Raw genomic sequence first — 12,646 nt, 5'->3', positions numbered from 1 at the left:
CAGACGGCGCCGCATCAGACCGACCGGCGACCGACGGCGGGACGTCGGACCGACGGATGACTGACGGTGGGGTCCCGGACCGTCGGGCGACCGACGGCGACGCCTACGTCCCGGCGACTGAGATCCCGCCGAGCAGGCCGGAACGTGATCGCGACCTCGTCGCCTGGCTGGACGACCACACGCCCTCGCTCTGGCGCGGGCTGACGTACGTGGTCGCGATCACCATCGCCGTCCTGTGGATCGTCCCGTTTCTGGGTCTGTTCATGGCCTCGCTTCGCCCGCTCTCGGAGATCCTGAACGGCTGGTGGGAACTCGAGGGGATGACGCTGACGCTCGAGAACTACGAGCGCGCGTGGACGTACCAGACGGCGCCGTTGCGCCGAGCGCTCGTGAACACGTTCATCGTGACGCTCCCGTCCGTGCTGGTGGTGATGTTGCTCGGCGCGATGGCGGCCTACCCCTTCGCGCGCTTCGAGTTCCCCCTGAAGACCGCCCTGTTCTTCCTGATCCTGCTGGTGATGGCCGCGCCGCCGGAGCTCGTCGCGATGGGGAACTACAACACGCTTCGCAACATCGAGCTGTTCGACACCTACATGGGGCTCATTCTGATCCACATCGGCTGGGGGCTGGGCTGGGTCGTCCTCTTCCTGCGGAACTACCTGCTGGGCATCCCGGAGGAACTGGAGGAGGCCGCCCGCATCGACGGCGCCTCGCGCTTCCAGATCTTCCGGACGATCATCCTCCCGCTGTCGGTCCCGGCGCTGGTCTCCGTGGCCGTCATCCAGTTCACCTGGGTCTGGAACGCCTTCTTCTTCCCGCTGGTCTTCATGCGGTCGCCGGAACGCTACCTCGCCCCGCAGGTGCTGCCGCTCATGCGCGGGCGCCTGCAGGTCGACTGGGGGCTCGTCGCCGCCGGCTCCATCATGACGATGATCGTCCCCATCGTCCTCTTCCTCCTGCTGGAGCGCTACTACACGCGCGGGATGGTCGCCGCGGTCGCGGACTGAGGCCGTCGACGACTTCCCGCCTCGTTCGAACTCGGTGTCGATCGCTCTGACACGCCGTCGATCCCGGCCACGATCTGGACCGCTGCGCCGGCTATCAGCCGATCCTCAGAACGGCACGTAGCCGGCTCGCGTGGCCACGACGGCCAGGGCGATGGCCAGGAGATTGGTGACGAAAAACGGTAGCGACGACCGGAGCGCGAACAGCAGGAAGGCGACGAGCGGCCCGGCGGCGATCACGGCCGGCCAGAATCCCTCCATCGCGAGGATCGTCAGAAATCCCGTCGTGAAGAGGTAGAACGCGTCGATCGCGAGGGCGTTCGCGTTGCGTCGCCGGAGCTCCTGGACGGCGCGCGAGACCGTTCCCACAGGCGACCGTCCGGTCCCGTCCGAAGCGGCGTCCGCCATCAGCTTCCGTCGCCGTCGGATTCGTTTCCGCCGTCAGCGTCGGATCCGTTTCCGCCGTCACTGGCGGACTCGTTCCCGCCACCGTCGGACCCGTCGCCGTCGCCACCGCCGGATCCGCCCTCGGTGACCGATTCCTCCTGGACCTGGGCCAGTTGTTCGAGCATCGACTGGACGTCCTGGTCCGGGTCGGCCCAGAGACCGGTGAGTTGCGACCAGTACTCCGACTGGAAGGGGTCGCCGAGCGTGTCGTCCAGGTCCGGGACGAGTTCGACCTCGTCGGCCCGTTGGGAGAGGTTCTGCATCACCTCCAGGTCGTACGCGTCGCTCGGCACCTCGGGACTCGTGGCGATGAAGCCGCCGCGTTCGGCCCACACCGCCTGGGCGCTGGGGCTGACGAAGGTTTCGACGGCCGTCCGGGCCGTCTCGACGTCGTCGACGTAGGTCGGGACGGTGAACCAGTTCTCGGCGGCGACCATCGACTCCGCGCCGGGGACCATGAAGTAGTTCAGGTCCGACGGGTCCTGGATCGCGTCGAAGGCGGTGATGAACGAACCCTGGAAGTAGAGCGGGATCTGGTTGTTCCAGAGGTACTCGAACTGGACGCCGAAGTCCCGCACGGTGCTGAAGTAGCCCTCCTGGATGAGCTCCTGGATCTCCTGGTGAGCCGTCGCGACGCGGTCGTCGGTCATGGACGCCTCGCCCGAGATGAGGTTGCGCTGGAGCTGCGCGCCGTCCTCCTGGCGCTGGATGAACCCCTCGGTGACGTCGCTCAACGGCCAGCCCACGCCGTTTCCGGACGCGATCGGCGCGTCGACCCCCTCGATTCCGTTGAGCTCGTCCAGCAGGCTCATGAACTGGTCGTAGTCCTCCGGGTGCTCGAGATCGTGCTCCTCGAAGAAGGACTGGCGGTGCCAGAACCCCGGTTTGAGGTCCATCTTGAACGGGGCGGCGTACTGTTCGCCGTCGACGGTGACCGATTCGGGCGACGGTGAAAACTCCCACTCCTCCCAGACGCCGCTCATCGGCGCAAGGTGGCCGGAGCGGGCGTCCGAGCGGACCCGTGCCGGCGAGGGGATCACGACGATATCGGCCGTCGCGACGCCGGCCTGATAGTCTATCAACGTCCCGGTCAGGATCGCCTCCGTGCTTCGCGGTTCGTACGTGATGTCGATGCCCGTCTCCTCCTGGACGTGGTCGATGACGGCCTGGAAGTTCTCCTCCTCGGCGCCGGTCCAGACGCCCGTGACGGTGATGCTGCCGCCGCCCTGCGCGGCGGCGTTGCTGTTCGATTCGATGACGCCCTGACAGCCCGCGAGTGCGGCCATGCCAGCGCCGGTCGCGCCGATGACGGTCCGCCGGTCGACGTGGTGCGTGGTCTCACGCATGCGTGGTCCTGCCACCGACCAGGGGGATATCCTTATTCCACGGAATCGTGAATACAACGGCGGAAAGGAACGACTCTCTCCACAATCGGGCATTTGGGCGCCACGGTGCTCGGGATCGGTCGGGACCGCCGCGATTCTGGCGTCCGGTTCCCCGGATCTCCGGACCTCAATCCTTTTATTTCCGGTCTTCCTTGACATCGATATGAGCGATGACGAGGGTGCGGACGCTACGGCCCAGGGGGTTCGGCCGGAGGGCGGCCCCGACGCGGACGAGGACGCGTCGCCGGGAACGGACGACTCGGACGTCGAGCCCGCCGGGGAGGGAACGGACTCGCGCGAACGGACGGAGGACGCTGATCCGACCGACGACGGCGAGTCGTCGGTCGGCGAGGGTGAGTCGACCGACGAACGTGGCGACGCGGACGACGGCCGTGACGAGACCGCGGAGCCGACCGAGCCGACCGAGGCGGCCGACGAGGCCGCTGAATCGGCCGACGCGTCCCGGACGGGGCCCGACACGGCGGCGGAACTGCAGGACCTGATCGATCGCGTGGCATCGCACGACGAGGGCCTCGCCGAGCAGGTGACGAGCGTGGTCGAAACGGCCAGAGAGGTCAACGAGACGCTCGATCACCAGCGCGAGGAACTCGCTGACCTCCGCGAGCGAAACGACGAGCAGGCGGGGACGATCGAGGACCTCCAGGCCAAGCTGGACGACCGCGAGACCCGTATCGAGGACCTCGAAGCCGAACTCGAATCGCGCGAGGAGCGGGTCGAGGAGCTGGAATCGGCGCTGAAACGGAAGCAGGCGGACTTCCAGAACTACAAGAAACGCGCGAAGAAACGCCAGGAGCAGCTCAAATCCCGCGCGACGGAGGATCTCGTCGCCCGGCTGGTGGGCGTCCGGGACAATCTCAAGCGCGCGCTCGAGGAGGGTGGCGACGACGCCGAATCGCTCAGGGAGGGCGTCGACATGACGCTTCGCGAGTTCGATCGCGTCCTCGCGGACGAGAACGTCGAGGAGATCGAGCCGGATCCGGGGACGGACGTCGACCCTCAGCGCCACGAAGTGATGGTCAAAGTCGACAGCGAACAGCCGGAAGGAACCGTCGCGGAGGTGTTCACGCCGGGCTACGAGATGGGCGACAAGGTCATCCAGAACGCCCAGGTGACGGTGAGCAACGGCGAACTCGACGGGGCGGACTCGAGCGATCCCGACGACGCGGCTGATTCGGTTGAGGACGCCGACGAAGCCGACGCCGAGGCGCTCGCCGGTGCCGACGGCGAATCCGACGCGGACGGGACCGACGTCGACGAGCCCGACCCTGACGCCGGCGGCGAGCCGGCCGCTCCGGCGGGCGCTGACGATGACGACGAATCCGACCCCGCCGGGGGGCCCGACGAAGCAGCCGACGAACGGGCGGCCACGACCGAGGACGACGCAAGCGACGGTGCGACGGACCGCTCGTCGGACGACGACCGAGCGGATGCGGCCGAGGGGGACGACGCCATCGAACTCGGCGGCGAAGTCGAGGAGTCGACCGACGATCCGTCCGACACGATCGAACTCGGCGGTGAAATCGCCGACGACGAATCCGACGAGTAAGACATCGGTCGGCTCGACCGTTCGACCGTCGACGTCGGCCGGCACGACGGCGACTCGTTCGCGGCGGCACCGGTTGACTGTCCACCGTCGGAGTGTGTCGGGGATCCTGACGAGCGTGACGTGCCCCGGTCGGAGGTCCGGGATGCTGAATCGAAACAGTATCGATTCGACGCCGGTTCGAACCGGCCGCGTCGATGGTGTCGGTACCGATCGGCCGTTGACGTTTCCTTTCACTGACGCTGATTACAGGACGTCTCCCGCTGTAGAGACCCGGATCGCCCCGGCTACGACGGATAGAAAGAATAATACAAAGTAAATCTGCTCGATCGCACAAAGATTTAAAACAAAGTGTTCACAAGGGAATCGTGATGGCGAGCAACAAGATACTCGGTATCGACCTCGGGACGACGAACAGCGCGTTCGCGGTGATGGAAGGGGGCGACCCGGAGATCATCGTCAACGCCGAAGGTGACCGGACGACGCCGTCGGTCGTCGCGTTTACGGACGACGACGAGCGCCTCGTCGGGAAACCGGCGAAGAACCAGGCGATCCAGAACCCGGAGCGGACGATCTCCTCGATCAAGCGCCACATGGGCGACGAGGACTACACCGTCGAGATCGACGACGAGGAGTACTCGCCGGAGGAGATCTCGGCGATGACGCTCCAGAAGATCAAGCGCGACGCCGAGGACTACCTCGGCGACGAAATCGAGAAGGCGGTCATCACGGTGCCCGCGTACTTCTCGGATCGCCAGCGCCAGGCGACGAAGGACGCCGGCGAGATCGCCGGCTTCGAGGTCGAGCGGATCATCAACGAGCCGACCGCGGCGGCGATGGCCTACGGACTCGACGACGAGTCCGATCAGACCGTCCTCGTGTACGACCTCGGTGGCGGGACCTTCGACGTCTCCATCCTCGACCTGGGCGGCGGCGTCTACGAGGTCGTCGCGACCAACGGTGACAACGACCTCGGCGGCGACGACTGGGACCACGCGATCATCGACTGGCTGGCCGACCAGTTCGAGGAGGAGCACGGCATCGACCTCCGCGACGATCGCCAGGCGCTCCAGCGGCTGAAGGACGCCGCCGAGGAGGCCAAGATCGAACTCTCCTCGCGCAAGGAGACCGAGATCAACCTGCCGTTCATCACGGCGACCGACGACGGCCCGATCCACCTCGAGGCCTCGCTCACCCGCGCGAAGTTCGAGTCGCTCACGTCGGACCTGATCGAGCGCACGGTCGAACCGACGGAGCAAGCGCTCGAGGACGCGGGCTACGACAAGGACGACATCGACGAAATCCTCCTCGTCGGCGGCTCGACGCGCATGCCCCAGGTCGTCGAGAAGGTCGAATCGCTCACCGGCCACGCACCGCAGAAGAACGTCAACCCGGACGAGGCCGTCGCGCTGGGCGCGGCGATCCAGGGCGGCGTCCTCGGCGGCGAGGTCGACGACATCGTCCTGCTCGACGTCACGCCGCTCAGCCTCGGGATCGAGGTCAAGGGCGGTCTCTTCGAGCGCCTCATCGAGAAGAACACGACGATCCCGACCGAGGAGTCGAAGATCTTCACCACCGCCGCGGACAACCAGACGTCCGTCCAGGTTCGGGTCTTCCAGGGCGAGCGCGAGATCGCCGAGAAGAACGAGATGCTCGGCGAGTTCCACCTGACCGGCATCCCGCCGGCCCCCGCCGGCACGCCGAAGATCGAGGTCTCGTTCTCGATCGACGAGAACGGCATCGTCAACGTCTCCGCGGAGGACAAAGGCACCGGCGAGTCCGAGGAGATCACGATCGAGGGCGGCGCCGGCCTCTCCGACGAGGAGATCGAGCGCATGCAGCGCGAGGCCGAGGAACACGCCGAGGAGGACAAGGCCCGCCGCGAGCGCATCGAAGCGCGTAACACGGCCGAGGCGACGATCCAGCGCGCCGAGACCCTCCTCGAGGAGAACGACGACGTCGGCGACGACCTCCGCGAGTCGATCGAGGCCGCCGTCGACGACGTCGAGGAGACCATCGACGACACCGACGCCGACGCGGAAGCCATCGAGGAGGCGACCCAGGAGCTGAGCGACGAACTGCAGGAAGTCGGCAAGCAGGTCTACCAGGAGGCCGCGGCGGCTGGCGCCGAGGGCGCGGGCGCAGCTGGCGGCGCAGCCGGTCCGGGCGGTGCGGCCGGCGCCGACGTGGGTGACGGCCCGAACCCCGGCCCCGCTGGCGGGGCTGCCGGCGCCGAGGCGACCGAAGAGGAGTTCGTCGATGCGGACTTCGAGGAAGTCGACGAGGACGACGAAGACGAGGCGGACGAGTAGAGCCACCGCTCCGCCGTCGCAGGCCGACGCCCGGTCGCTGCCCGCCGCTCGTCGACGAATCGAACGGTGACGGAGGCGGACGCAATTTTCCCCGACGTTGTTCGCGACACGGTTGATTACCATCGGTAGTAATTCGATACTAGGCAAACGAGTGGCGTCCAGACCTGGTCGAGACCCGCTGGTTCGCCGCCGAGACGGATCGGCGCCGGTAACGCGATATTGGACGGCGGCGATCGCGGCCGAACGAACGACGGCCTCGCGATCGTCGGGCGGGCGACCTGGAAATCACCTACTATCGCCGAAACGATTGGGGCCGTTTAGACGGTCGACGCCCGACCCTAGAAAACGCTATGAGTCGAGATTCCGCCGATGACCGAGCGGGCCGACTGTCGACGGATCGGGAGACGATTCGCGACTGGGCGGACGAGCACCGGGCGACGCCGGTCAGACGCGCTGGCGAGGGGACGACCGCGGAGTCGACGGAGTACCGGATCGTCGACGAGTCGGACGTGGGCGACTCCCACGAGCGAGCCGAGTGGGATGAGTTCTTCGACCACCTCGACGAGGGCGACCGGATCGTCGTCTATCGGGGCGCCGACGCGGACGAACCGTTCGAGGTGACGAGCCGGGACGAGGCGATCACCCGGACGGGCCTCTCGGAAACGGAACTCGAAGAGCGCCTCATCGAGGGCGAGACGGTGACGAGCGAGATCCAGGAGACGACCGTCGTCGAGAGCGTCGTCGTCGAGGAGGCGACCGTCGAGAGCGAACTCGTGGAAACGAGCCTGGTCGATCAGGAGGTGCTCGACGTCGAACTGGTCGAGCGCGAGTGCACCGGCTGCCGACTCGTCGACGACGAGTCCGTCGAAGGCGGCCACCGCGACTGGTTCGACGAGGAGGGCTATTTCGGATCGGTCGAGCGCGCGGGCTCGATGGAGCGCGGGTCGACCGCGACGGGCGACGAGTCCGGTACCGGGACGATGGACGACGAGTCAACGATGGGCGCAATGGACGACGATACGGGTCCGAGCACCGAATCCGGCGTAACCGATGCGGAGCGTCGTGCGATCGATACCTCGACGGTGCCCTACGCCGCGTCGTTCGACGTCGAGGAGGTGTGGTCGGTGACCCGGGGGTTCGTCGAGCGCTTCACCGTCGAAAGTCGGGTCTCCGAGACGGACGTCGCAGAGACGGAGACGGTCGAAGATCGCGACATCGACGTCGAAGGGTTACACCGATCGATCGCGACGAGCGACTTGCTCGACGTCGGACTCAGCTCCGAGGACGTCCTGAACGAGTGCGAGATCCAGACCGAGTTCGACGAAGACGATCGCATTCGGACCCACTTCGACCGCGAGCGCGTCGTCGAAGACGAGGTGGTCGACCGCAAGCGACTCGAGGCGGACGTGACGGGCGGCTCGGTCCTCGAGATGGAGGTCCTCGACACCCGGGACGTGGCCACGGAAATCACCGACGAATCCGCGGCGGACGCCGGGACGGCGACCGGTGCCGAGCCCTCGACCGAAGCGGCCGGCGGTGGGGCGGCTGGCCCCGAATCCGGCGACGCGATAGGCGATTCAGCGGGCGTCGAACCGGACGCCAGCCCCGGGCGCGTGACCCTCACGGACGACGACGTCGGGAAGACGGTCGTCGACGCGACCGGCGAGGAGGTCGGGATGGTCTCGACCGTCGAGGAGAACGGCGAGGTGATGCGCGTCGACGCGCACCCGGGGATCACCGATCGGATCAAGGCGGCGCTGGACTGGGGCGACGGCGGCGAAGACGACTACCCGGTCGAGATCGAGCAAATTCGACGGATCACCGACGACCAGGTGGAGTTGAAAGGCACCGACGAACTGGGCGGCCTCGATCGCGCCGATTGATCGGGTCGGCGCCCGCTCCGGCCGGGACGGCGGACGACGGACCGGTTCTCGACGCGGTGGCGGCGCGGGCCGAACGGTCCCTTGAAGTGGCTCAACGCGTTATCGGTGGGTAACGAATGAGCGAGGACTTCTACGACGTACTCGGGGTGAGTTCCGACGCCTCCGCCGACGAGATCAAGCGGGCGTATCGGAAGAAAGCGACCGAGTACCACCCGGACGTCTCGGACGATCCCGACGCCGAGGAGAAGTTCAAGAAGATCCAGAAGGCAAAGCAGGTCCTGACCGACGAGGACAAGCGCGACGCCTACGATCGGATGGGTCACGACCGGTACGAACAGGCCGAGAAACACGGCTTCGACGCCAGCGACGGCGGCGCCGGCCCGTTCGGCGGTGCCGGTGGCGTGGGCGGCGATCCGTTCGGCGGCGCCGGCGGGATGGGCGGCGGCCTCGGCGACATCTTCGAGCAGGTCTTCGGCGGTCGCGGCGGTGGCGGTCGACGACGACCGCGCGCCGGGCGCGACCTGCGGACCGAACTCGAGATCACCCTGGAAGACGCGTTCGAGGGGGTCGAACGGCAGTTCACCGTCGAGCGACCGGCCGAGTGCGACGAGTGTGGCGGCTCCGGGCATCCGCCGTCGGCCGACGCCGAACCGTGTCCCGAGTGCGGCGGGCGCGGCCAGGTGACACAGGTCCAGCAGACGCCGCTCGGGCGCGTCCAGCAGACGACGACCTGCCGGCGCTGCGAGGGCGAGGGAACGCTCTACTCCGAGACGTGCGGGGAGTGTCGCGGCGAGGGCTACGTCCGCGACGAGGTGACGCTGACCGTCGACGTCCCCGCCGGGATCCGCGACGGCCAGACGCTGCGGATGGAACGCGAGGGCGCGCCGAGCCCCGAAGGCGGTCCGCGAGGGAACCTGCTGATCGACGTCTCCATCGCCGACCACGAGGCGTTCCGGCGCGACGGCGACGACCTCCACTACGACCTGGCGGTGTCGTTCCCGCAGGTCGTCTTCGGCGACACCGTCTCCATCCCGACGCTCGACGGCTCGGTCGAGTTCGAGATCCCCGCGGGCACCCAGAGCGGCGAGACGATGCGCCTGCAGGGCAAGGGCATGCCGCGGCTGCGCGGGCGCGGCCGCGGCGACCTGTTCGTCACGACCCAGGTCGTCACGCCGGAGTCGCTCAACGAGGACCAGCGCGAGGCGCTCGAAGCCTACGCCGAGGCGGGCGGCGACGAGATCGAGGTCCAGGAGGGCTTCTTCGACCGGATCAAGCGCGCGTTCTGACGAGCCCGCGACGCTGCGATTTCGCGAGGACGTCGCGTGGACACCCCCGGTATCGCGAGCCGACACCTGAGACTGCAAGTCGGCATCCGGGACCGCGAGCCGCCGCCCGAAACCGGGGTCAGCTCGTACGGTCCCCGCGTCGCCGTCGCGACGGATCCGGATCGCTTTTCGGTCCCGGGTCGAACGGTCCCGTATGAGGGTGAGTCCGCGTGGCGACCGTCGATGAGTGGCTGACGCGCGACCGTCGATCGGAGCGACCCGCGCTGGTGGACGCCAGCGGCCGGACCTACGACGCCCACTGGCTGTGCACCTCGGCCTGGAAGGCGGGTAACTTCCTCCGGCACACGGGTGCGCGCCGGGGCGTGACCGTCGGCATCGACGGCCGAGGTCCGCTCGCGATCCTCTCGTTCCTCGGAACCGCCCTGCTCGAAGCTCGCACCTGGTTCGAGCCGCCGGCGGGGGCCGTGGCCGACGGCGCGATCAGGACGCACGTCGCGCCGGCCGACGCGCTGGGCGATTCCGATCGCCCGTCGACGGTCCAGGCCGTCTGCTACGACGGGGAGCCGCCCGCACCCGACGTCCACCACCTCGACGCCGGCCTCTGGAGCGAGAACCCGTCGTTTCCGCCGGTCGATATCGACCCCGCGACGCCGCTGCTGGCCGCCGATGGCGGCGACCGATCGATCGCGCACGCAGCCGCGGTCCGAGCGGCGGAGACGGTGGCGACGGGACACGAGATCGACCCCGGGACGCGCGTCGGTGTCGCGACCTCGTTCGCCGATCCTCGCGCGGTCGTGGCCGGAATCCTTGCGCCGCTCGTCTCCGAAGGGGTGACCGTGCTCGACGGCGAGGCGTCGGGGTCGAACGTCGACGCGATCGTCACGGACCGGGACCAGAGCGCCGATTCGACCGACCTGCCGTCGTCGGTTCGCCGAATTCCGATCGACGCCGTCGAACTCGAACCGGTCTGACCGCACGCCCTCGGACGGTTGTCCAGTACGCAGCCGCGGTGGGTCGCGCGTGGCGGTTCGAACCGACCCCGCCCGCATCGCTTGCACGTCCGTGGGTCGTGACTAAGCCGCTCCTCGATGCACCTCACGGTGCGGTGATATTGTCATGAACTCGCTCGAAGACATGTTCGAACACAAGCTCCGACAGCTGTACTACGCCGAGACGCAACTCGTCGACGAACTCGACCACATGGCCCGCCGGGCCGAGAACGACAAGCTGAGCGACGGGTTCGCCGACCACCGGGAGGAGACGCGCGAGCACGTCTCGCGACTCGAGTCGGTCTTCGACGAGATCGGTTCGACGCCAGCGCCGACGGAGGACGCCGTGATCGACGGGATCAAACGCGAGCGCGAGTCGATGGACGACTCGATCGACGACCCGGGGATGCGCGACATGGCCTACATGACCGGCGGCAAGATGACCGAGCGCGTCGAGATGACGAGCTACGAGGGGCTGCTGCTGATGGCCGATCGCCTCGACTACGACGACGCCGTCACGGACCCGCTCGAAGCCAACCACGAGGAGGAGAAGTCGGCCTACCGCGAACTCGACGCGATGGCGACCGGCTCGGAGATGAAGTCCTTCTGGGAGAAGATCGTCCCGTCGTAATCGGAGCGGCCAGCCGCTCTCGGTCCGGGATATCGTACCCTCGCGGTTCGGGTCCGCGTCCGGTCGTCCCCGGAGATGATCATCCGCCCGGACGCCGGGAGCGCCGTCGGCTCTCGATCCGGTTCGTCGCGACTCTCCGCGGACCGTGCCTGCGGACGTATTTTGGTGCCGCTCGTCGTCGCGTTTCGTATGGTCGACGCCGCCCGCTGGTCGGACCTGCGAACCCGGGTCGAGGCGCTCGAACCCGGAAGCCAACTCGAGACGCCGGTCTCGGATCGCCGGTTCGCGATCGAATCGATCGCCGACGACGGCATCGACGTCAGCTACGTCGACAGCGGCGAGAGCCGAACGCTCTGGCGCGAGCAGTTCGACGTCCTGACGGAGCGACTGGACGACCACCCGATCCACGTCGACTCGCTCCAGCCGGGCGTCGAACCCTACGCGGCCGTCCTCTCGCTCGCCCCGGACGTCCGCCTCGCCGGCGACGAGCTCGTCTACGATCCGGACGAGGCGACGGCCGGCGAGAGCCCCTACGTCGTCTCCCCCGCAGAAGCCAGGGCGCCGCCGACGCGCCTCCGCGACGACGCGCTCTTGCTGGCCGACCACGTCGAACGCCTCGACCTGTCGGACCCGGCCGAACTCGAGACCGTCTCGCTGACCGACGCCTACGTCGTCAGCTCCGACGTCCAGCACGGGGCCAACCGACTGCGGAAGACGCTCCGCGACGAACTCCTGGCCCGACTCGGCCCGGACCAGCAGCTCCACGGTCGGTTCGGGACGGTTCGACGGACGACGCGAACCCGGCGCTCCGTTCGCGACGAGGAGACGGTCTTCGAGGCCCTCGACGAGCGCGGGATTCCCCGGGAGTGGGTCCTCGGCGTCGATCGGACGAAGCTCGACGTCGTCCTCTCGGTGACCGACCTCGATGAGTCGGACGTCTACGACGTCGACGAGAGCGTCTACGTCCAGAAGATCGACGTCGACGAGGACGAGAAGTTCGAGTTGCTCGCCGGGATTCGTGATCGGCTCGACGCGCTCGAAGGCGCCGAGGGCGAGGCGATCAGAGAGGAATTGACGGACATCGAGTCGCGCATCGAGGACGCGCTGGCCGGCGATTGACCGGTCCGTCGAGCTGACTTCGCGGG

General features: G+C 68.0%; 10 protein-coding genes. 8 read left to right on the top strand and 2 right to left on the bottom strand.

The genetic code is table 11. From position 1 onward, the window contains the following. The first annotated feature begins 56 nt into the window (after nucleotides 1-56). A complete protein-coding gene (locus MXA07_RS12545; RefSeq protein ID WP_425492220.1) occupies nucleotides 57-1,007 on the top strand; it encodes a carbohydrate ABC transporter permease in 951 nt (316 codons plus the stop codon). A 105-nt stretch (nucleotides 1,008-1,112) separates the two neighbouring features. Here MXA07_RS12545 and MXA07_RS12540 read toward each other — a convergent pair whose 3' ends face one another. Continuing rightward, nucleotides 1,113-1,412, bottom strand: coding sequence for a hypothetical protein (locus MXA07_RS12540; RefSeq protein WP_247728935.1), 300 nt, complete (start codon nucleotides 1,410-1,412; stop codon nucleotides 1,113-1,115). Next, complete coding sequence (locus MXA07_RS12535; protein WP_247728934.1) at nucleotides 1,412-2,797, bottom strand: ABC transporter substrate-binding protein; 1,386 nt, start codon at nucleotides 2,795-2,797, stop codon at nucleotides 1,412-1,414. Before MXA07_RS12535 ends, MXA07_RS12540 begins: the two co-directional genes overlap by 1 nt. A 202-nt stretch (nucleotides 2,798-2,999) precedes the next feature. Here MXA07_RS12535 and MXA07_RS12530 point away from each other — a divergent pair, with 202 nt between their 5' ends. The 7 genes from MXA07_RS12530 (at nucleotide 3,000) to MXA07_RS12500 (ending at nucleotide 12,620) form a co-directional block, all read left to right on the top strand. After that, nucleotides 3,000-4,403, top strand: a complete 1,404-nt coding sequence (locus MXA07_RS12530) for a nucleotide exchange factor GrpE (RefSeq protein ID WP_247728933.1) — start codon at nucleotides 3,000-3,002, stop codon at nucleotides 4,401-4,403. 368 nt (nucleotides 4,404-4,771) lie between these two features. Further along, complete coding sequence (gene dnaK, locus MXA07_RS12525) at nucleotides 4,772-6,712, top strand: molecular chaperone DnaK (protein ID WP_247728932.1); 1,941 nt, start codon at nucleotides 4,772-4,774, stop codon at nucleotides 6,710-6,712. Nucleotides 6,713-7,062: 350 nt separating this feature from the next. Beyond that, a complete protein-coding gene (locus MXA07_RS12520; protein WP_247728931.1) occupies nucleotides 7,063-8,595 on the top strand; it encodes a hypothetical protein in 1,533 nt (510 codons plus the stop codon). Nucleotides 8,596-8,711: 116 nt separating this feature from the next. Further along, nucleotides 8,712-9,881 (top strand): molecular chaperone DnaJ, encoded by a 1,170-nt coding sequence (gene dnaJ, locus MXA07_RS12515; protein WP_247728930.1) that lies wholly within the window; start codon nucleotides 8,712-8,714, stop codon nucleotides 9,879-9,881. A gap of 209 nt (nucleotides 9,882-10,090) precedes the next feature. After that, nucleotides 10,091-10,852 (top strand): hypothetical protein, encoded by a 762-nt coding sequence (locus tag MXA07_RS12510; RefSeq protein ID WP_247728929.1) that lies wholly within the window; start codon nucleotides 10,091-10,093, stop codon nucleotides 10,850-10,852. Nucleotides 10,853-10,997: 145 nt separating this feature from the next. Then, nucleotides 10,998-11,501, top strand: coding sequence for a YciE/YciF ferroxidase family protein (locus tag MXA07_RS12505; protein ID WP_247728928.1), 504 nt, complete (start codon nucleotides 10,998-11,000; stop codon nucleotides 11,499-11,501). Nucleotides 11,502-11,690: 189 nt separating this feature from the next. Beyond that, nucleotides 11,691-12,620, top strand: a complete 930-nt coding sequence (locus MXA07_RS12500; protein WP_247728927.1) for a DUF7983 family protein — start codon at nucleotides 11,691-11,693, stop codon at nucleotides 12,618-12,620. The last annotated feature ends 26 nt before the right edge of the window (nucleotides 12,621-12,646 follow it).

Source organism: Halovivax limisalsi (assembly GCF_023093535.1).
GTDB lineage: Archaea > Halobacteriota > Halobacteria > Halobacteriales > Natrialbaceae > Halovivax > Halovivax limisalsi.
This window is presented reverse-complemented; position numbering and strand designations above follow the sequence as displayed.